The sequence below is a fragment of the Parabacteroides sp. ASF519 genome (genome assembly GCF_000364265.2).
GTDB classification, from domain to species: domain Bacteria; phylum Bacteroidota; class Bacteroidia; order Bacteroidales; family Tannerellaceae; genus Parabacteroides; species Parabacteroides goldsteinii.
In genome coordinates, this window is sequence record NZ_AQFV02000006.1 from 78,247 (window position 1) to 100,419 (window position 22,173).

Genomic DNA, 22,173 nt, shown 5'->3' on the forward strand with positions numbered 1-22,173 from the left:
AATTTTATACTTACTTTGCTATCCAATTGATAAGAAAGCACATAGGTTTAGGAAAAAATATTGGGGAATGTATTGCCCATTCAAAAGTTATATTTAATTTTGCTGGCGAGAAAAAAGGAACCTTTCTTTTAGTCATTACTATACATTCGTAATTACACTATAACACAATATATTATCTACCATTTTACACCATAATTATATGTATGGATTTAAACACGCGTACATATATTAATATGCTGATACACAGCATACCTCTTTGTAGGAATTTGGCATGCAAATGTTAAAAGGGTTATTTCAGAGCATTTCAGGCACAAAAAAGGCCATCGTTAAAAACGATAGCCCTGACTCATTGATCCTATAAAAAAGACTTACAAGCTATTAATCTCTTCTTCGGAAAGGCCCGAAGCTGTTGAAATAGCTTTAACATCTATCCCTTGTCTTTTCAAGTTTGCAGCCATAAGACGCATCCCTTCGAGCAACCCCTCGGCACGACCTTCCGCCAAACCTTCAGTCTTACCTTCGTCTTTAGCATAATCAACAATATTCTTGCAGTCACGATACACCTTTAGCGCCTCATCATATTCCAGGCGCTCCTCTTTGGTGAGATTTCCTATACCGGCAATCTGTTCCAGCTTCTCGAATAGTTGTTTTTGTGCCTTAAAAGGCATACGCTCTAGCTTATCCATATTCTTTAATATATATAACCACATTTCAAAAGGGGTTTCACATTCATCCTCCTCTTTCGTAAAGAAGGGCATCTCCAAGTAGACCTGACGGATCTTATCGCTAAACAGCTTTCCTGTCTCCCTATCTGCCAGGATTATATCCGTTCGCAGTTTATCGGTTCGTCCGGACTTGAAGTTCAACAGGAATACTCCGTATACCGGACAGATACCAAATTTCCATTCCGGACCTTTTTCTCCCTGTTCACACACTGCTCTACAAAGATAGTATAATCCGCGTTCATGGAAATAACATTGGGAAGCATTTTGGACCTCTACGATAAATACGGCACCATCAGCATCCTTACATTTCAGATCAAATATGGCACCACGCCCTTCTATCGTCTCGGAAGGCAATTCCACATTCAGGAAAGTAAGATCGACAATACTGTGCTCTCCATCGAACAGATCATTCAAGAAATCTACCAGCAAATCTTTACTGATTTCACGGCCAAACAGGATTTTAAAACCCCTATCGACCCAGGGATTGATAAACTTTCCCATAGTTATTTACGATTTTAGTTGTTAATAATACTAGTACTACAAGGATTTTCATATCCTTGCAGCAAATATAAAGTATTCACCTGATATAAAAAAACTTTTATACAGATTATATTGTCCTTTTAATAAAATGCTAGCCCTTCCATAGAAAAGCCCTGTATCCGGGAGTTTCTTTACTACCGAATACAGGGCTGAATATTTACTTTATGAATGTATTACAACTTATGTATCACCTTCATCAACTGTTCGCCCAAGCCGATGGTGTATCCCTGGGATACGAATACGACACGGTTGAAGGTATCGGCGATGATGAAGATCGGAAGCTGGCTGGCATTCTGTAACTTCATGGCCGATGCGATCTCTTTCTGGATATGACCATCGGCATCGATACCGTATGTGATTGTGCCCGGTAGGTCACCGAACTCTTTCGGATCGAAGTTTTTGTAACCTTTTTCATCCGGGAACAGAAGCACCATGCTACGGCCCCATTCTTCCAGATCCTTCTTCACGGCTGCAATATCACGCATAGCGTGGTTGGTCGGTTCCTGACGGGCGCCCAGGATGGCTACAACGAAATAACCACGGCCGGTTGTTGCCAGTACGCTGGTTTCTTCACCGTTATCGGCACGTTTGAACTTGTTTTCCGAATTGAAGTTACCGATTACCTGTACTTCGTCGGTGTTCTCACGCATTTCCAGTTTAGTATCTGTTGTCTTGTCCGGTTCTACGTTGAAGAAAGATACTTCGGCCAGGACGCTACCGTTTGCCATACGGGTTCCGGTTACCATCATATAGTTACCTTCGTCCATCGACAACGGTTTCTTCAACATACTGCTCCAGGTATCGCCAACGCCCATATCTACATTGCCGGTACGTTCGAAGTTCAATGTCTGCAACTTCGCATCCGGAAGAATCTTGGCAATCGTAAAGTGGCTGTAATATTTCGGATCCTGCAAGGCCTTGATCGGGCTGTAGGAAGCGACCACCTTACCTTGTTTGGCTGTAGTCTGAACGGCTGCTTCGAAGTCAACGTCCATCCAGTTGCCATCCTTCATATACTGTACCTTACGGGCTACCGGTTCGATACGTGCCGGGATACCCAGGCTACGGGCAACTGCGACAAAGAAGATATTACGTGAACCCTTATCGGCAATGCGGGCCTTGAACACACCCATCGGCATAACCGGAATACGCTGCGGATTCAATGCATCATTGATTGTGATATTCTTTTTCACCCACTCAACCAGAGCCTGCGGGTCCTCTTTTGCCTGTTTCGCCAGTGCTGCATCTACATTTGCCTGGAAATAGCTACGATATGGAGTAAGGAATTCGTTAGCTACGCGCGGGTTCAATATATAATTATTGAACTGTTCGCTCTTTACTTCTTCCGTATTATTCAGGTGATCTGCCAGAACGGAAGCCGGCGTATCACGGAGGTCTTTAGCCGAAATCACATCCAGTAACGCCATAGCAACCGGACGTTTATCAGCCGGGGTTTCACGCAGGAACTTTTCGATTTCCATCCAGTTACCGCGACTACCGATCAGAAAGTCGGAAGTCTTCAGCGGGTCGATACCGAGTTCTTTAGCCAATGCTTCAGCTTTTTCTTCGGTATAGAAAGTTGCTACATATTTGTTACGGATAGCATCTTCTTCCAACAGGCGTTTGGCGTTGGCCTCTTTCTGTTCCGGAGTTACTTCGGCAGGGATAGAGCCTTCTACCGGAGGAATAATGTCAAGAGTAACTGCTCCGAGTGCATCCCCCGATTTCTTATCCAGCTTGATCGTCGCGTCACCTTTTCCAAAAGATACTTTATCGAAACCGAATTTACCGTCTTTGGTTGCCCATACGAACATATCACCTTTACCAGCGGTCAGGAAAGTCTTTCCTTCGGCATCGGTTTTCTTATTGGCTACGGTATAGAACTCTGCATAGTTGTAGATTTTAAATTCCACGTTTGCATCGGGGACAGGGTTACCGTCGGTATCGACTACGGTCACGATGGCTTTGCCTGTCGGTGCGTAGTTGTCGATCACATTGATTTCTGTGTAACCGTCTGTTTCAAGCATTACTTCTTCCGGACCGTTATATTTGCCGAATACTTTCGTGTGCATCAGCATACCCCGGTAAGCCGGACCGTTAAACCATCCCAGATTCAGGACCGGTTCCGGTTCGCAGGCCCCCAGGAAATACCATTTGCCGTTCACCCAGGCTTCTACCCAGGCATGATTGTCGTCGGTATGTGCCCAACGCGGGGTATATACCTGGCGTGCAGGGATACCTACCGAACGAAGCGCAGCCACCGTAAAGGTAGACTCCTCACCGCAACGCCCGTAAGCTGTCTTTACAGAAGCCAACGGGGAGCTGGTACGGGCATCGGAAGGCGTATAAATAACCTTTTCATGACACCAGTGGTTTACTTCCAGCACGGCATCGTATAAGGACATGCCTTTCACACGGTCTTTCAGTTCGTCGAAGAAGACCATACGGCTTTCGTCCAGGTTCTCATTGTTTACACGGATAGGAAGAACAAAATGACGGAAGATGTCTTCAGGGATACTGTCACCCCACGGCATTTCCTGCTTTGCCTGGAAAGAACTGCGGATATTATCCAGGTAAAGTTTTCCATCATAGTCGGTAATATCGCCGATCGGCATATAGGCGTACAGGAATGTAAGCGCCTCTTTTTCTTCCGGCGTCATTTGTTGATTGAAAACTGCAAACAGATCTCCGTCAGGCAGGGCTGCCTGTTTGGCCTGGAAATCTTTTTCTACTTCGGCTCTGAATGCATTGTCAGAGATGAAGTGCTTCTCTTTGTTACACGCCGTCCCTATCAGGAGAGCGAACAATAATACGAATAAATGTGTTTTATGCATAGTGTTTATTTTACGCCGGCAAATATACGTAATATATTCATTAATCAGTATATAAGCTTGTTTTTTCGGCATTCAAACCATTGTAGTTTCAGTTTTTTTTCGTTATTTTGAAAGATAATTTAGAGTAAACCGTTTCCGCTTATGTTCCACGACTTAGACATTTTACATAATGCGGAGGGAATCTTGTTGATTGCTTCCGTCATTCTTTTTTTCAGTATTTTCGCCGGTAAGGCAGGTTATCGTTTCGGACTCCCCGCCTTGTTATTATTCCTGGGAGTCGGTATGTTGTTCGGCAGTGACGGACTGGGTATCCAGTTCAGTAATCCCAATGCGGCACAGTTTATCGGTATGCTGGCTTTGAGTATCATCCTGTTCTCGGGTGGTATGGACACGAAGATATCAGAAGTAAAACCGATTGCTCCACAAGGGGTTATACTTGCGACGATCGGGGTATTGGCTACCACCTTTATAACGGGTGGTTTCATCTATTACTTGTCCAAACTGGTCACCGGCTACGAGACGCTGACACTTCCGGAGTCGCTATTGATGGCGGCCGTCATGTCGTCAACCGATTCGGCTTCCGTATTCTCTATCCTGCGAAGCAAAGGGGTGTACCTGAAAGAACGGCTTCGTCCGACATTGGAGTTGGAAAGTGGTAGTAACGACCCGATGGCGTATATGCTGACTTTGTTACTGATCGCTTATATCCAGACGGCAGGGATGAACCTGGCTGATGCTGCCTTATCGCTGGTTATCCAGTTATCGGTGGGTGCTATTGCCGGTTTCCTGTTAGGAAAGATAGCTGTATTTATCATTAACAAGATAGATATCGACAACGAATCGTTGTATCCGATCCTGTTGTTGGCTACTGCATTCTTTACTTTTGCCGCCACTACACTATGTAAAGGAAACGGCTACCTGGCCGTATATATAGCCGGCTTGGTGGTAGGAAATGCCAAGATTGTACATAAAAAGAGTATCGGTACGTTCTTCGACGGTTTTGCCTGGTTATGGCAGATCGTGATGTTCCTTACGCTCGGATTGCTTGTCAACCCGCACGAACTGCTGCCGGTGGCCCCCATCGGGTTAACGATCGGTATCTTCATGATTATCTTCGCCCGTCCGATCAGCGTGTTCCTTTGCCTGATTCCTTATAAAAACTTCTCCTTTAAAGGAAAGTTGTATATATCGTGGGTAGGTTTGCGCGGCGCCGTACCGATCATCTTCGCCACTTACCCGATGATTGCGGGAATAGAACACGCCGGACTGATATTCAATGTGGTATTCTTTATCACCATCCTTTCGTTGCTGATACAAGGCACTACCGTAACACAGGCTGCCAAATGGCTGGATATGATCGACGAACCGGAACGAAAAGATGTATTCGGTATCGAACTGCCGGAAGGCATCAAGAGCGCGATGAGTGAAATCGACATCACTCCGGAAGTGCTTACGCATGGGAATAAACTGATGGAGCTTACCCTGCCCGACCATACACTGGCGGTTATGGTGATGCGCGACGGACGTTATTTCATCCCTAAAGGGAATACGGTTCTTATGGAAAACGATAAGTTACTGATGATCTCCGATAACGACGAAGCGTTGCTCCAGGCTTATGAGGCACTGGGGATTACGGATTATACGCTGACAAAGAATTAATATTACTATAATCTGAATCTTCGTTTCTCCCGAGGAAACCCTTGTTTCTTGCGGGAGAAACTTTTGTTTCCCGCCAAAGAAACTTTTATTTCACCTGGAGAAAATAGGTGAAACACCTGGAGAGGAATTGAACAACTTCCTGAAGACGTTTTCTCGTTCTCGAGTACTTTTTCAATGACACTAGTTCGATTTTAATAGCTCATCTATTGCTTGGGTTATTTCTTTCCCGGTATGTTCCAGATTATAACCTTTTATGATTCGTTTTATAACTCTGTTCTCATCCAGTATGAAGAAAAAAGGAACGCCTCGGTCGCCATTCAGATAAGTATTCACTATTTCATCGTTACCGGCAAGAAACAAGTAGTTTATATGTTGTCTATTTGCATAATTCTGAAGTGACGGCATTTTCCGATTCCAGATTTCAACGGCAAGAACCGTCAGTTGTTCTGCGCTGTATGTCTCTTTCAATTTATTCAGGAAAGGGATAGAAGCTGCGCAAGGGCCGCAACCGATTCCGGTAAATTCCATTACAATGACTTTGCTACTCAGGTCGGACAATGAGACTTGCAGATCTTTGGTATCCGTTAAAGTCCAATCGGGAGCTTTTTGACCAGTAATATTTACCTCTGGCTTGGTGTCATATTTCTTGCCATATTCTCTGACCTCGTAATCTGCCGGGATGTAGTCGGAGGCAGTAATTCCTTTAGCGCTCAGTGTATTAAACTGGCCTTCTATATAAGTATATTCAGTTATGTTATGTGACATTTCTCTTCTGACCTTGTAGGGTAAATTATCCGATTTACGGATGTGTACCTCATATATGGAAGTCGGGTCTTGGTAGAACGGCGGCTTGGGAAGATGGTAAGGTCGTCCGAAAAATTCAACTTGTACATCTTCGTTAATAACCAAACTAAGCAGATATTCATCTCCGCAATCTTTCATGTCCACGGAGATACTGTCCTGGGTTGTCAGCACATATTTAATAATATTCTTCGCATAGTTGAAATAAGGAGTTCCTACGCCTACCAGTCTGAAAGGCAGGTTTCTGCGAGTAAAATCATCAACCATAACTCCGTGTTTATCATGGTAAAAGGATAGACGTACATCCCCATCATAACAGGAACTTATTTGCTTTTTCTCAGCATCCGAATAGTCCGCATAACTGGCACCTACCGCAGTGTCTGCCGGATTATCATATTCTTCTACAAATGTATAGACAGAATAGCCCGGTATTGTGTCGCCCGGTTCCCAAGCTTCACTCTGCAAACGGTAAGTAGCCGTTTTTATCTTCTCCAAATTATCTAATACTTTTCTTAAGTATTCACTCCTGTCCTCCGTTCCGTTCCCCGTCATTACTGCTGACAAAAAGAGAACGATAAATAACAATTTTGTTCTCATGGTATAATTATTAATACTATATGTTCTCTACTACGATATGTACGCAAATATACGACAACATCGTATTTACATGATAAATAAATAATTAAATTATATTAAACAGTACACCCAGGCTTAAAAGTTCGTAAAAAAGCAAGGATTTATATACAAAACCATAGCAAGTAGCGTTATTATATAACTATTCCGATTAAATTTGTAAGAATAATAAGGTAACAAATATGGCAGTAAAGAAAGACAGAGTACTTTGGGCAGATGATGAGATCGATTTGCTGAAACCTCACATTTTGTTTTTGCAGGATAAAGGGTATGAAGTGGTTCCGGTAATCAGCGGGCAGGATGCAATCGACTGTTGCAGGGAACAATCGTTCGATATTATTTTCCTGGACGAGAACATGCCGGGCCTGACTGGTCTGGAAACGCTTGCCCACATTAAGGAAATCAACCCTAACGTACCGGTCGTCATGGTTACTAAAAGCGAAGAGGAAAGCATTATGAACCAGGCAATCGGAAACAAGATTGCCGACTACCTGATCAAGCCGGTCAACCCGAACCAGCTGCTCCTCTCCATTAAGAAGAACGTACATAAAAACGTCATCATATCGGAAACAACAACAGTAGGCTACCAACAGGAATTCAGCCGCATCGGCATGCAGATCAACGATTCGCTGACGACCGACGACTGGATGGAATTATACAAGAAACTGGTGTACTGGGAGTTGGAGCTGGAAAGCAGCCAGGTACAAATGACCGATATGCTCCGGATGCAAAAAGAAGAGGCTAATAACGCTTTCGGTAAATTTGTAAAGAAGAATTACGTAAACTGGATACAGAACCCTGCGGAACGCCCTCTGATGAGCCCGGATCTGTTCAAGAAAAAAGTATTCCCTTTGCTGGACAACGATGAAAAGGTGTTCTTCATCCTGATCGATAATTTCCGTCTGGACCAGTGGCGTGTCGTCAAAGACCTGCTGGCTGAATATTTTACATTCGACGAAAGCCTGTATTACAGTATTCTTCCTACCGCCACACAGTATGCCCGCAACTCTATTTTTTCGGGCCTGATGCCTTTACAGATAGAAAAGATGTTTCCGGACTTATGGGTGGATGAAGAGAGTGAAGAAGGAAAAAACCTGAACGAAGAGCCTTTGATCCGGACACAGATCGACCGTTTCCGCAAGAAGTACACCTTCTCTTATAACAAAGTACACGACTCACAATACGGTGAAAAGCTGTTGAATATGATCTCTTCACTGACGCACAACCAGCTGAATGTCGTTGTCCTGAACTTTGTGGATATGTTATCGCATGCCCGGACAGAAATGAAGATGATCCGTGAACTGGCACAAAGCGAAGCTGCCTACCGCAGCCTGACCCGTTCCTGGTTCCAACACTCGACCACCCTGGAGTTGTTCAGACGCATCTCCGATAAAGGGTATAAAGTGATCGTTACAACCGACCACGGAACAATCCGCGTCAATAACCCGATCAAAGTGATAGGAGACAGGAATACCAATACCAACCTTCGTTACAAAGTTGGTAAAAATCTGAATTACAACCCCAAAGAAGTATTGGAGATACGCGATCCGGAAAAGATAGGCCTGCCCTCTCCTAACCTGAGCAGCAAATATATATTTGCGATGAACGATGACTTCTTCGCTTATCCGAACAACTACAATTATTATGTTTCTTATTACAAGAATACATTCCAGCACGGAGGTATCTCGATGGAGGAAATGATGGTGCCGTTTATTACCATGATACCAAAATAATTGAAAATTGAGAATTGAAAATTGAAAATTAATATACCTTTGCGGGTAGATTACAAATGATCAATAATCAATAGACATCATGAGTATTATCAAGATTGAAAATTTAGATACCATCCGCCAGGCAGCCAAAGAATTCATTGCCGGAATGGATGACCGTACCGTCTTTGCCTTCTACGGAAACATGGGAGCCGGAAAAACAACATTTATCAAAGCGATCTGCGAAGAGCTGGGCGTAGAAGATGTGATCAACAGCCCGACATTCGCCATTATCAACGAATATCGCAGCGATACGACCGGCGAGTTGATCTATCACTTTGACTTTTACCGCATCAATAAGATCAGTGAAGCAGAACAGATAGGAACCGAAGATTATTTTTACAGTGGCGCCCTCTGCTTTATCGAATGGCCGGAAAAGATCGAAGAGTTGCTGCCGGGAGACGTGGTAAACGTTACGATCAGCGAAAATTCCGACGGATCACGAACCGTAGAAGTGAAATAACCGATGGAACCTACCGATTATTTCATACTAGCCATCTTCATTACCCTGGGAGCATTTTCCCTGGTCGCTGCCATCTTTAACTTCGACTGGTATTTCGAAACCAGCGGAGCAACAACTTTCGTAAACAAATTCGGAAGAAAAGGAGCACGTATATTTTATGCTTTACTGGGATTAGCGCTAATTGGCTGCGGCACACTCGGTTTGATTTACTGGTAAAAAAATAATGCATCATAAACAAGGAACAGAAGTCTGTCTTAGGATTCCTATTCCTTGTTTTTCTTACCTTTGCACCCAACTAGTATTGCTATTGTATTTACCTGTCTAAATAAAAACTTATGAAGCGAATTAATTGTATCCATTACATCGTAGCATGTATGCTACTTATGTGTATTACTGCCTGTGATAAAGAGAACTCAACAATAGAAGATGAGATTCCCGCAGCAATCAAAAGCGACTTCTCCAAAAGATATCCATCTGCAGAGATCACTTCTTTCATGAATTATTCGGATGGCATCGACCAAATAAAATTTAAAGATCCGGAACAAAATGAGGCATTGATCTCGTATGTCAATGATAGCTGGAAAATGACCTATACAGAGATCAGCGATATCCAACAACTCCCCATTGAAGTTCAGACTGCTTTCCTGCAAGCCGGATATATTGGCGTACAGGACATTGAGATATTTAAAACAGAACGAGCAGGGATAACAAGGCCCCTTTACACATTACATTTCACGTATCCCTGGAAAAAATCCGACAACATGCAACATTATATTTATATCAATGACGACGGACTTTACTTGAGAACCCTTAGATGTACTCCAAACGATACACGCTGGTTTGTAAATCTGCCCGAAGACCATTTTAATTTTATACACGAAAAATATAAAGGGGCAGAGATAAGAGGATACATGAATGACGGAGAGCATGAATACTTCATCCTTCACAATGATACAATTAAACATGTTTTCTTTCATGGGGAAATAGCAACAGACAGAGGTTTCTGGAGAAGGACAGTGTATGAATTAAGCATGGATACTCCTATCCCGGACAATGTTGCCAAAGTATTAAAACATGACAACCCGGACTTTATCTATACAAACCTTTACTATATCGAATCTGAAGAAGGAAACTCATATCTTTTCCAGGATAAAAAACGGGATGACGAATTAGGATACACTATCGGCGAAAACCTCCAGCCTGCTGAAGAATAATACGACTTTATCACTTTCCATATAAAACAAAAAGAGACAACTGATGCATTAATGACCGGTTGTCTCTTTTATTTTATCCAATAATATCTTCTTTATTCCATCAACATAAAGTCAAGCTGCTTACGTTCCAGATTGGCATTTGCGATCTTCACCGTTACAGGATCACCCAGACGGAAGCGGCGTTTCTTACGACGACCGATCAGGCTGTATGTCTCTTCATCCATATCGTAGAAATCATCTCCTAAGTCACGGATAGGAACAAGGCCTTCGCACTTGTTCTCATTCAGCTCAACATACAATCCCCATTCGGTAACACCGGAGATCACACCGTCGAACACCATGCCCAACTTATCCTGCATAAACTCAACCTGTTTATACTTGATAGACGCACGTTCAGCATTTGCCGCAACCTGCTCCATCGTAGAACAATGGTCGCATTTCTCTTCATATTTTGCTTTTACCACGCTGCGTCCGCCTTCAAGATAACGTTCCAGCAAACGGTGCACCATCATATCCGGATAACGGCGGATAGGAGAAGTAAAGTGGGTGTAATATTCAAAAGCCAAGCCATAATGGCCGATATTCTCTGTCGTATAACGTGCTTTCTGCATCGAGCGGATTGCCAATGTTTCAATCAGATTTTCTTCCGGTTTATCATGTACTTCATCCAGCAAACGGTTCAGGTTGCGGGAGATATCGATCTTACTGCTGCCTTCCGTTTTCATCTTATAACCGAAGCGGCGGATAAAGGCGGCAAAATTCTCCAGTTTATCCGGATCGGGCAGATCGTGGATACGGTAGACAAACGTTTTCTTTGTCTTTCCTTTAGGCACTTTACCTACAAATTCTGCTACTGTACGATTCGCCAGCAACATAAATTCTTCAATCAGTTTGTTGGCATCTTTCGATTCCTTGATATAAGTACTGATCGGTTTTCCGGTTTCGTCAATTTCAAACCTTACTTCAAAGCGGTCGAAGTTAACGGCTCCGTTCTTAAAACGTTTTTCACGCAACTTCTTTGCCAATGCGTCCAGGACCAGTATTTCGTCTTTATAATCACCTTCGCCTGTTTCGATCACCAACTGCGCCTCTTCGTAGGTGAAGCGGCGGTCGCTCTTGATCACGGTACGTCCGATACGCGATTTCTTCACGTTGGCCTCTTCGTCCAGTTCAAAAATAGCGGAGAAGCATAACTTCTCTTCGTCCGGGCGCAAGGAACATATCTGGTTACATAACCGTTCGGGCAACATCGGAATCGTACGATCCACCAAATAGACGGAAGTCGCACGGCTTTCCGCTTCACGGTCGATCAGACTTTCAGGTTTTACATAGTGAGTTACGTCGGCAATATGCACACCCACTTCCCAGTTTCCGTTATCCAGCTGGCGAGCCGAAAGGGCATCGTCAAAGTCCTTGGCATCTTTCGGGTCGATGGTAAAGGTCAGGACTTTACGGAAATCCTCACGCTTGGCAATTTCTTCTTCCGGAATAATCTCCGATATCTTATTTGCCGCCTTCTCCACATTTTCCGGATAAGTATACGGCAGGCCGAATTCTGCCAGTATCGCATGCATTTCGGCTGTATTCTGACCGGCCACACCCAGGATATCGACCACTTCACCCAGCGGGTTCTTGGCTTCGTCCGGCCATTCAACGATACGGACAATGGCTTTATCGCCATTCTTGCCGCCTTTCAGTTTTTCTTTCGGGATAAATATATCGTTTGCCAGCGTCTTGTTCTCGGTGATGAGGAAGGCAAAGCCTTTCGTTACCTGCAATTTGCCGACAAATGTCTTTTTCTGGCTTTCCAGTACTTCGATCACTTCGGCTTCCGGTTCAGCGCCCTTGCGTTTGGCAAACAACTGCACCTTCACTTTATCACCGTCCATCGCATGTCCGGAATTCCGTTCCGCCACGAAAACCGGCGCACCACCATCTTCCGGTATAAACGAGTTTTTCCCGTTGCTCCGGCGTCCGAATGTACCGATCGCAGTGGTACCCAGACCGTTATACCGATAACGTCCGCGGTCTATTTCTGTAATAAAATTTTCGGCAGAGAGATCATACAGCAGGTCTACAACCTGTAGCTTCTGCACCTGGCTCTCTACGCCAATCAGTTTGCTAATCTGTTTATAGTTAAATGGTTCCTTGGGAGAGGATTGAAAAACGGACATAACGGAGTGGAGCATGGCTTCTTTCTTCATACGTTTAGCCTTGTTCTTCTTCGGTTTGTTTTCTCTATTATCCTTCTTCCCGGATTTGTTTTTCGTCATATATTTTTTGTAATTAAATGAGAGATAAATCATCTCTCTCACAAAATAAACAAATATAATCGATATACTGTTTACAAACAGGTTAAATTATATTGTTCACTTTGCCGGTTGTTTAAATTTGTAAGGCTCCGGCCCGCTTGCTCCGGGTTTACAAACAAAAAGACTACCGCTAAGGGGATATTCTTCCAGTTGTTGTTCCGAAAGTCCGGCCCGTGCCGTTGTAATGTAGAGCGTATCCATATCCTTGCCGCCGAATGCACAAGAGGCCACATTGGGAGCCGGAACTTCTACTTTTCCCAGTAACTCACCCGTATAAGGATTGTAGCAGTACACACCGAAACCGCCCCACTGAGCTACCCATAAATTATCGTTGCTATCGATCGTCATCCCGTCAGGAGCCCCTGAACCGGGAGGTAAGGTGACGGCAACGCCATCAAACAGGATTTCGCCTGTCTTTTCATCATACCGGTAACGAGCCACCTTACCGGTCGGAGTATCATTGTAATACATGTATTTCTTATTGGCCGACCAGACAATCCCGTTAGAGATGGTAACTTTCTCCAACTTGGTCTCCACCGTTCCGTCAGGCACAACCGTATATAATGTTCCGGCACCTTTAGGCGCCCCGAATCCCATCGTTCCGATCCATAAACGGCCTGCCGGATCACATTTTCCGTCATTACATCTTACTTTTCCTTCATAATCGGGAATAGGTGCCACAGATGACAAACTTCCGTCATTCAAGTTCACCCGTACAATCTCATCCTGAAGAGAGACAACCACCGTGCTGTCCGTCTCCGGCACCACCGTCGAAACCATACGGTCGAACTCCCACGTTTTACAGTCCTGCTTGTCCGGATAATATTCATACAAGGTTTTTCCTTCGATATCAACCCAGAATAGGGTATTTCTGTCCGGATGCCAGATAGAACCTTCACCGGTTGTTGCTTCTGCTTTAAATGCCAGATCCGACTGGATCATTTTAGGAGCCGAGGAACATGATGTTCCTGAAAGAAAAGGGACTGTTAACATAAGGGTCACTATTAAATTTTTCATGGTAAATAATCAATTTCGCTGCTCATTATATCAATGCAAATATAAAGTATTTTAATCATTCATAAAGAATAGGCAGGAATTTATTCCTAAAGAAAAAAAGTATTCGTCCCGCCCGGTAGCCCGCCGGCAACAGTGTTTTTAACCTGCAATCAGATCGTTTCACTTATTACCTTCAGGAGAAACAGTTGTTTCATCATAGTGAAACAACTTGTTCCTAGTAATGAAACAACTGTTTCTACCTAATGAAACTATATACACATGCCTAGGTAATACTATTTTCCTCCTAAAACAGATCCGAACAGGCACAGGGTATCATGTTAAAAGTCCTAATCTTAAGTCTAAAAGGTCGATGTAACGAATTTATTATGTAAATTTGCCGTTCTAATAAAAATAACCAATGGGTGTAGTAATTAAAGAAGTTACCAGCAAAAAAGAACTGAAGAAATTCGTTAAGTTCAATATTGATTTATATAAAGACAACCCCTACCATATACCGGGATTGATCGAGGAGGAGATGGTTACACTGGACAAGAAGAAGAATCCGGCATTCGAAGTTTGCGATGCCATCTATTTTCTTGCCTACAAAGACGGTAAAATCGTCGGCCGTATCGCCGGAATGATTAACCGCCGTAGTAACGAAGTGTGGAACCAACAGCGCGCCCGCTTCGGTTTTCTGGATTTCATCGATGACGCAGAAGTCGTAGACGCTTTGTTCAACGCCGTTGAAAAATGGGCTGAAGAACAAGGAATGAAAGAGATTCACGGCCCGCTGGGATTTACGGATATGGATCATGAAGGTATGCTGATCGAAGGATTCGACCAACTCGGAACCATGGCCGCCATCTATAACTTCCCTTACTACCCGCAGCATCTGGAACGTATGGGATACGAAAAAGATCAGGATTGGCACGAATTTAAAATATATATCCCGGAAGGTGTACCCGACAAACACCTGCGCATCGGAGAAATAGTAAAAAAGAAATATGGCCTTAAAACAATGAAGTTCAAAAAGACGAAAGAGATATGGCCGTATGCACAAAAGATTTTTGAAACACTAAACGAAGCGTATGCACCATTATATGGTTTTGCTCCACTGACCCAGAAGCAGATCGACTATTATGTAAAAATGTATATCCCGATGATCCGTCTGGATCTGGTGACTCTTATCATCAGGGAAGAGGATGACACCGTAGTCGGTTTCGGAATCTCATTACCCAGCCTTTCACATGCCATGCAAAAGGCAAAAGGACATTTATTCCCTTTCGGCTGGATACATCTGCTGAAAGCATTGAAAACAAAGCCCAAAGTAATCGATTTGTATCTGACGGGAGTATTGCCTGAATATCAGAACAAAGGGGTAAACGCATTGCTGTTCAACGACCTTATTCCCGTATATATCGGTCTGGGAGTCGAATATGCCGAAAGTAATCCGGAATTGGCAAGCAACAATGCCGTACAGGCCCAATGGGACTATTTCAAACGTGAACATCACAAAACAAGAAGAGCATTTATCAAAAAATTAAAATAAGGATTTTCTATGGAAGAACTGAATTCAACAATGCAACAACCGACAGCGTATAATGACGACGATATCAAGACGCTGGACTGGATGGAACATATCCGCCGGCGCCCTGGTATGTATATTGGTAAACTGGGAGATGGTAGCTATGCGGATGATGGGATCTATGTATTGCTGAAAGAAGTACTCGATAACTCCATCGACGAATATATGATGGGGTATGGCAAAACTATAGAAGTGACCGTCGAAGAAGGAACTGTTTCCGTCAGGGACTATGGTCGTGGCGTTCCGCTGGGAAAGGTGGTCGACGTATCCAGTAAAATGAACACTGGTGCCAAGTACGACAGCAAGGCATTTAAAAAGTCTGTCGGACTGAACGGTGTCGGTATCAAGGCTGTGAATGCCCTGAGCAGCTATTTCCTGATTACCAGCTTCCGCGAAGGAGAGTGTAAACGGGTCGAATACAGCAAAGCCATCATTACAGAGGAGTCTGGAATCCAACCGACTGACGAAGCAAACGGAACACTTATCTATTTCATTCCGGACAAGGAAATCTTCAAAGAATATCAATACAAGGACGAATTCATAGAAAGCCTTTTGAAGAATTACGTCTTTCTGAATTCGGGCCTGACCATTATGTTCAACGGCAAGAAATTCCATTCACGCAATGGACTGGTCGACCTGTTGAACGAAAATATGACCACCGAGCCCTTATATCCGATCATTCATCTGAACGGAGAAGATATCGAAGTGGTTATCACACACAGTAACCAATACGGTGAAGAATATTATTCGTTCGTAAACGGACAATACACGACTCAGGGCGGAACGCATCTTTCCGCTTTCCGCGAAACGCTGGGACGTGTCATCAAAGAATATTATAATAAAAACTTCGAATATTCGGACATCCGTGCCGGTATCGTTGCCGCCATCAGTATTAAGGTGGAAGAGCCTGTGTTCGAGAGCCAGACAAAAACCAAGCTGGGTTCGAAAGATGTCGGTCCCGAAGGTCCTACCGTGGCAAAATTCGTCGGCGACTTTATCAAGAAAGAACTCGACAACTACCTGCATAAGAACACAGATACTTCGGAAGCCCTGCTTCGCAAGATCCTTGAATCGGAAAAGGAACGTAAAGCGATTGCCGGTGTAACGAAACTGGCCCGTGAACGAGCTAAGAAGGCGAACCTGCATAACAAGAAACTCCGTGACTGCCGCATCCACCTCAACGATGCCAAAGGCGACCGGACAGAAGAAAGTTGTATCTTCATCACCGAGGGTGACTCGGCCAGCGGATCGATCACCAAAAGCCGTGACCCGAACTTTCAGGCTGTTTTCAGTCTACGCGGTAAACCGCTTAACAGCTACGGCCTGACTAAAAAGATCGTTTATGAGAACGAGGAATTCAACCTACTGCAAGCCGCCCTCAATATTGAAGACGGACTGGACGGTCTGCGATATAACAAAGTTATCATCGCTACCGATGCCGACGTCGACGGTATGCATATCCGGTTACTGCTGATCACGTTCTTCTTGCAGTTCTTCCCCGACCTGATCAAACGGAATCATGTCTATATCCTGCAAACCCCGCTTTTCCGTGTACGCAACAAACAAAAAACGTATTATTGCTACACCGAAGAAGAACGTCTGGCTGCAATTCAGGCAGTAGGAAAGAATCCGGAGATCACCCGATTCAAAGGCCTGGGAGAAATTTCACCGGACGAGTTCAGAAACTTTATCGGCAAGGACATGCGTCTGGACCCGGTAACGATGAAAAAAGAAGACTTGGTTAAAGATATGCTCGAATTCTATATGGGTAAAAACACCATGGAAAGACAGAACTTTATTATTGACAATCTGGTTGTAGAAGAAGACGTTGTCAATTGAAAATTAAATATTGAACATTGAAAATGAAAAAGCGTATCGCTTTGTTCCCCGGAACGTTCGATCCTTTTACGATCGGACACCAATCGTTGGTAAGCCGTGGGCTAGCCCTGGTTGACGAGATCATCATTTCTATCGGTATTAACGATAAGAAGCAGACTTACTTCACACTTGAAAAACGCTTGGAAGCGATCCGGTGTCTTTATAAAGACGAACCACGGGTAAAAGTGATGTCGTATAACTCATTGACTGTCGATTTTGCAGAAGAAGTCGGTGCCGAATTCATTATGCGCGGTATCCGTACTGTCAACGATTTCGAGTATGAAAAAAGTATTGCCGACGTCAACCGGAAGTTGAGCGGTATTGAAACATTCATTCTTTTTACAGAACCCGAACATACACACATCAGTTCCAGTATTGTACGTGAATTGTTGCGGTATGGCAAAGATATTTCTCCCTTCGTTCCGAAGGAGACCAATTTATATTGACTATTTACGAAACAAAAATTAAAATGAAACGAATCGTAGTATCCCTGCTCGTTGCAATGATTGCCATTACAACGGCTGTGGCCCAGAAACCGAATCAGGATGCCCGCAAATTATCCATGGCTTTATATGCCATCTCGAATCTATATGTAGATCCGGTGGATGATTCCAAGCTGGTAGAAGATGCGATCACCGGTATGCTGGAAAAGCTGGACCCACATTCAAACTATATGGATCCGGAAGAGACAAAAGAGATGACCGAACCTTTGCAAGGCAACTTCGACGGTATCGGTATCCAGTTCAATATGCTGACCGATACCTTATATGTCATTCAGGTAATTCCCGGCGGTCCGTCCGAAAAGGTCGGCCTGATGGCTGGCGACCGTATCATCATGGTCGACGACACCCTGATAGCCGGTGTAAAAATGAAGACGACCGACATCATGAAACGTCTGCGTGGTCCGAAAGGAACTGAAGTGAACATCAAGGTATTGCGAAATAAGAATCCGGAACTGATCGAATTCAAGATCATCCGCGGAAAGATACCCGTAACCAGCCTGGACGCCGCTTATATGGCAGACAAACAGACCGGCTACATCAAACTGAACCGTTTTGCCGCCTCATCAGCCGATGAGTTCCGCGACGCACTTGCCAAGTTGCAAAAACAAGGTATGAAAAACCTGATCCTCGACCTGCAAGGTAATGGGGGTGGTTATCTAAATATTGCCATCGAACTGGCAGACGAGTTTCTCGATAAAGACAAACTGATCGTGTATACCGAAGGTAACAAACAACCGCGCGACGAAGCCAAATCGACAGCCAAAGGCAATTTTGAGGAAGGACGCCTGGTCGTTATGGTAGACGAATCATCTGCCTCTGCCAGCGAAATCCTTTCGGGTGCCGTACAGGATTGGGATCGTGGTGTCGTAGTAGGACGCCGTACATTCGGTAAAGGTCTGGTTCAGAAACCGATCCCGATGCCGGACGGTTCTATGATCCGTCTGACAGTAGCCCGTTATTATACGCCTACCGGACGTAGTATCCAGAAACATTACGAAAACGGTAAACTGGAAGATTACCAGCATGACCTGATCGACCGTTATAATCGCGGCGAGCTAATGAGTGCCGACAGCATCCATTTCCCGGATTCTATGAAATACAACACACTGGAAACCAAACGTATCGTTTACGGCGGTGGCGGTATCATGCCGGACGTTTTCATTCCGGTAGACACAACCCGTTATACGGATTATCACCGCAACCTGGTTGCATCCGGTCTTGTAAACCGTGTTTCCATGAGTTACCTGGACCGTAACCGTGCGGCAATGAACAAGAAATATCCGAAATTCAGCCAGTACAAGAAAGACTTTGTTGTCCCCGAAGAAACTTTTCAGGAGTTAATTAATCTGGGTAAAGAAGATAAGATCGAATATAAAGAAGAAGAATACAACCGTTCAAAACCGCTTATCGCCTTACAGATAAAGGCTTTGATAGCCCGTGACCTGTATGATATGGCAGAATATTTCCAGGTAATCAATGATGATAATGCCAGCTTCAAAGAAGCACTCCGCATTATTAATGATGAAGAAGTCTATAATAAAGAATTGGGTAGGTAACACGTACATTCATATATATAAGAAGAGGTGGAACATTGGCTTGAAGCCTTTGCACCACCTCTTCCATTTTTTACCAGCCCGAAAAAAAGCCAGGAAACACCTCAAAAAAGTCAGGTCTTTACATTTCAAAACATAGGACCTTTATCTGACACTCACCACTTCACCACGTAAATACTTATATTTTTCCCAACAGATGCAACTATCCCAATTACTATCGCATCATATTTATAAAACTATAAACAACTAATTATTATGAAACTATTCATCCATACCCTTGTCTCGACAGCTCTGATTGCTGTAAGTTTTTGTCTGTTTTCCTGTGATGAGAATACCGAAGGCTTCGGTTCGACAGGGAGAGACGGTCTCCCCAGTGCATTCAAAACAGAGAATCAAACAACCTACCTATCGTATTCCGGTAACCGGTTGCTGCAAATGATGAACCAAGACGGTTTCACCACTACTTTCAACTACGAAGGCAATGAACTTCGCGGTATCTCCTACGCTCCTCCTGCTGATCCCAATATAGCGGACGGACACGGCTATACAGGTTTCGAAAAGGAAGAAAATAAAATCATTGTAAATCAAAGTGGAGAACCAAGCATGGATATTTCCTATAATCAGGAAATTGAACTGGATGGAAACGGATTTCCTACAAAAATAACAGATCTGGGTGCATTTCAAATAACTAGCGAAGGGTATAAGAAAGTATGGGATGGAAAATATTACTATGCCTTAACTTTCGAGCCATCTACGAAAAACCTGTTAAAACTCGAAAAGTTCAGCCTCGAAGATTCGACACTTATCACGACCTCTAGTTTTCAATACAGCAACCAACCCGGTTCAATGAGCCAAGTGGAATTACCGTTATGGTTTTTCAGTTATCATTCACTTACATCAGGAATATCTTCCCGCCAGTACCTCAATTATCGGAATACACTTACGGAAGAAACCGTGACAGATGGAAAAACCGGCAACACCCATACGACTTATTACAAATATACTTATAATAAGAACGCATATCCGGTAGCTGTTGACAATGGAGAAGAGAAAATGGATATAAGATATTGACCGGTAATAACGAAGTTAATAATCATAAGAACGTAGGGGTAAACTCTATTCCAAGAGCACGAGCAATACGAAAAAAGCTCGAAATCTGAATATCAGTTTCCCCTTTTTCTACACGGGCAATATAACTTCTAGCTGTACCAACCTTTTCCGCCAACTCTTGTTGGGTGATCTTTAGCTGTTTCCGACGATCACGCAGTATCTCACCATAATACCATGCGATTGATTTCTCATGAAAAGCTGTACGGGATTCGGTTCCAAGTTCCCCATATTTATTATCCAATAATTCACCTGCTGTATGCAGTTTACTCAACTTATTTTCATCTAACTTTCTCATAACTCAAAGTCTTTTAATATCCGTTCTGCTATTTTTATTTGCTTATTATAGTCTTTCGTAGATTTCTTCAGAAATCCATTCAAAAGTAATATTTTCTTTGAAAGAATGATATTATCATCATCAACAGCAAAAAGAATAGTCCTATATTCATTAGTACTAACAGACACTCTCATTTCGTATAAATCTGTATTTTCCAGGTGTTTTACAAACTTCGTACTCAGCACATATTCAGTTCTGATAACATCCATCGTATGCTCAAACTTAGCCTTCACTTTATCCTGCAACATATCATAGAACTTTACAAACTCATCCGAGAAATATAATTCACGTATATCGTTATCTTTTTTACTTGTTGCTTTCATCTCGCAAATGTAACTAATTAGATACAACTAAACAAGCATAATATAAACTCTTGAAAATATTTAACTCTGATTATTATCTTAAAACTTACGAGATATCCGATATCAACCAACAATGAATCACAACTCTACAATCAGTATATCATCTTTGTAGGCTTCACATTCCCCGACAATCTTCCCTTCGGGAGACAAGAGGTAAGAATCGCCTGCATAGATGATACCTCCCAGATCAGTCCCGGCACAATTGACTGCGATAATATTGGCCTGATTCTCTATAGCCCGTTCACGAAGAAGACGATTCCAATCATCACGCCGGGACTCCGGCCAGTTCGCTATATAAATAGCCGTATCATAGCGGCCTTCATTCCGGCTCCAATCCGGGAAACGGAGATCGTAACAGATATAAGTAGCCAAACGGTGTCCTTTCCAGTTCAGGACCAACTGCTTTTCTCCGGGAGAAAAACTTCCTTTCTTAAAACAGTTATGTTTGTCATAATATTCATAATGCTTATCAGGAAAGACAGCAAGTAAGCGATTATAAAATTTCCCTTCTTCTTTATATATTGTAGAGCCGATTATCAAGGCTCCGCTACCAGCCGCCCATTCCTTCATTTTCTCAATGACAGTCGGGTAATAACCCGCTATTTCATCTTTCGTCTGTACAGCGACTTCCTTATCCTTCTTTTTCATTTCGCATCCGGAAACAAACAACTCGGGGAACACAATCATATCACATCCCCGGCATTTCTCTACCCGCTTCTGAAAAGCTTCAAGGTTTGCATCAACATCTCCCCATGCAAGATGTGCTTGTACCAAGGCGACCCGACAGGTTTCTTTCGTTTGTGCCTGAACGGCCATATTAGCCAATAAAATAAGAACAGTCAGCAGACATTTCATACATTCACAGGATTTAGAGACAGGCGCAAATATAAAAATAATGTACC

Annotated in this window: 18 protein-coding genes; 10 read left to right on the top strand and 8 right to left on the bottom strand. The window is 43.4% G+C overall.

Annotated features, from left to right (window positions below; genetic code table 11):
- Positions 1–368: 368 nt before the first annotated feature.
- Positions 369–1,226: an Rpn family recombination-promoting nuclease/putative transposase gene (locus tag C825_RS00725; protein ID WP_010801003.1), complete on the bottom strand. Its 858-nt coding sequence runs from the start codon at positions 1,224–1,226 to the stop codon at positions 369–371.
- A 212-nt stretch (positions 1,227–1,438) separates the two neighbouring features.
- Positions 1,439–4,099 (bottom strand): transglutaminase-like domain-containing protein, encoded by a 2,661-nt coding sequence (locus C825_RS00730; protein ID WP_044215124.1) that lies wholly within the window; start codon positions 4,097–4,099, stop codon positions 1,439–1,441.
- A gap of 141 nt (positions 4,100–4,240) precedes the next feature.
- On the opposite strand from C825_RS00730, the gene C825_RS00735 reads away from it, so the two are divergent.
- Positions 4,241–5,758 carry a potassium/proton antiporter gene (locus C825_RS00735; RefSeq protein ID WP_009860174.1) on the top strand — a complete coding sequence of 506 codons (1,518 nt, stop codon included), beginning with the start codon at positions 4,241–4,243 and terminating at the stop codon, positions 5,756–5,758.
- A gap of 180 nt (positions 5,759–5,938) precedes the next feature.
- On the opposite strand, the gene C825_RS00740 is transcribed toward C825_RS00735, so the two are convergent.
- Positions 5,939–7,156 carry a peroxiredoxin family protein gene (locus C825_RS00740; RefSeq protein ID WP_010801005.1) on the bottom strand — a complete coding sequence of 406 codons (1,218 nt, stop codon included), beginning with the start codon at positions 7,154–7,156 and terminating at the stop codon, positions 5,939–5,941.
- Between the two features lie 218 nt (positions 7,157–7,374).
- Here C825_RS00740 and porX point away from each other — a divergent pair, with 218 nt between their 5' ends.
- From porX to C825_RS00760, 4 genes are all read left to right on the top strand, one after another.
- A complete protein-coding gene (gene porX / locus C825_RS00745; protein ID WP_010801006.1) occupies positions 7,375–8,925 on the top strand; it encodes a T9SS response regulator signal transducer PorX in 1,551 nt (516 codons plus the stop codon).
- A 79-nt stretch (positions 8,926–9,004) separates the two neighbouring features.
- Positions 9,005–9,424, top strand: coding sequence for a tRNA (adenosine(37)-N6)-threonylcarbamoyltransferase complex ATPase subunit type 1 TsaE (gene tsaE, locus C825_RS00750; RefSeq protein ID WP_009860177.1), 420 nt, complete (start codon positions 9,005–9,007; stop codon positions 9,422–9,424).
- 3 nt (positions 9,425–9,427) lie between these two features.
- Positions 9,428–9,640: an immunity 17 family protein gene (locus tag C825_RS00755; RefSeq protein ID WP_010801007.1), complete on the top strand. Its 213-nt coding sequence runs from the start codon at positions 9,428–9,430 to the stop codon at positions 9,638–9,640.
- A gap of 119 nt (positions 9,641–9,759) precedes the next feature.
- Complete coding sequence (locus C825_RS00760) at positions 9,760–10,638, top strand: hypothetical protein (protein ID WP_010801008.1); 879 nt, start codon at positions 9,760–9,762, stop codon at positions 10,636–10,638.
- A gap of 92 nt (positions 10,639–10,730) precedes the next feature.
- Here C825_RS00760 and rnr read toward each other — a convergent pair whose 3' ends face one another.
- On the bottom strand, positions 10,731–12,911 hold the full coding sequence (gene rnr, locus C825_RS00765) for a ribonuclease R (RefSeq protein WP_010801009.1): 2,181 nt from the start codon (positions 12,909–12,911) through the stop codon (positions 10,731–10,733).
- Between the two features lie 96 nt (positions 12,912–13,007).
- Positions 13,008–13,943, bottom strand: coding sequence for an SMP-30/gluconolactonase/LRE family protein (locus C825_RS00770; RefSeq protein ID WP_010801010.1), 936 nt, complete (start codon positions 13,941–13,943; stop codon positions 13,008–13,010).
- A gap of 421 nt (positions 13,944–14,364) precedes the next feature.
- Between C825_RS00770 and C825_RS00775 the strand changes: the two genes are divergently transcribed.
- From C825_RS00775 to C825_RS00795, 5 genes are all read left to right on the top strand, one after another.
- Entirely contained in the window at positions 14,365–15,495 is a 1,131-nt protein-coding gene (locus C825_RS00775) for a hypothetical protein (RefSeq protein WP_010801011.1), read from the top strand.
- A 9-nt stretch (positions 15,496–15,504) separates the two neighbouring features.
- Positions 15,505–17,370: a DNA topoisomerase IV subunit B gene (locus C825_RS00780; protein WP_010801012.1), complete on the top strand. Its 1,866-nt coding sequence runs from the start codon at positions 15,505–15,507 to the stop codon at positions 17,368–17,370.
- A gap of 23 nt (positions 17,371–17,393) precedes the next feature.
- Entirely contained in the window at positions 17,394–17,855 is a 462-nt protein-coding gene (gene coaD / locus C825_RS00785; RefSeq protein ID WP_010801013.1) for a pantetheine-phosphate adenylyltransferase, read from the top strand.
- Positions 17,856–17,878: 23 nt separating this feature from the next.
- On the top strand, positions 17,879–19,468 hold the full coding sequence (locus C825_RS00790) for a S41 family peptidase (RefSeq protein WP_010801014.1): 1,590 nt from the start codon (positions 17,879–17,881) through the stop codon (positions 19,466–19,468).
- A gap of 252 nt (positions 19,469–19,720) precedes the next feature.
- Positions 19,721–20,536: a hypothetical protein gene (locus C825_RS00795; protein ID WP_010801015.1), complete on the top strand. Its 816-nt coding sequence runs from the start codon at positions 19,721–19,723 to the stop codon at positions 20,534–20,536.
- Between the two features lie 22 nt (positions 20,537–20,558).
- On the opposite strand, the gene C825_RS00800 is transcribed toward C825_RS00795, so the two are convergent.
- From C825_RS00800 to C825_RS00810, 3 genes are all read right to left on the bottom strand, one after another.
- Positions 20,559–20,870 carry a helix-turn-helix domain-containing protein gene (locus C825_RS00800; RefSeq protein ID WP_009860187.1) on the bottom strand — a complete coding sequence of 104 codons (312 nt, stop codon included), beginning with the start codon at positions 20,868–20,870 and terminating at the stop codon, positions 20,559–20,561.
- Positions 20,867–21,232 carry a type II toxin-antitoxin system RelE/ParE family toxin gene (locus C825_RS00805; RefSeq protein WP_009860188.1) on the bottom strand — a complete coding sequence of 122 codons (366 nt, stop codon included), beginning with the start codon at positions 21,230–21,232 and terminating at the stop codon, positions 20,867–20,869. The genes C825_RS00800 and C825_RS00805 overlap by 4 nt, the downstream gene beginning before the upstream one ends.
- Positions 21,233–21,349: 117 nt before the next feature.
- Positions 21,350–22,126: a nitrilase-related carbon-nitrogen hydrolase gene (locus C825_RS00810; protein ID WP_010801016.1), complete on the bottom strand. Its 777-nt coding sequence runs from the start codon at positions 22,124–22,126 to the stop codon at positions 21,350–21,352.
- Between the last annotated feature and the right edge of the window lie 47 nt (positions 22,127–22,173).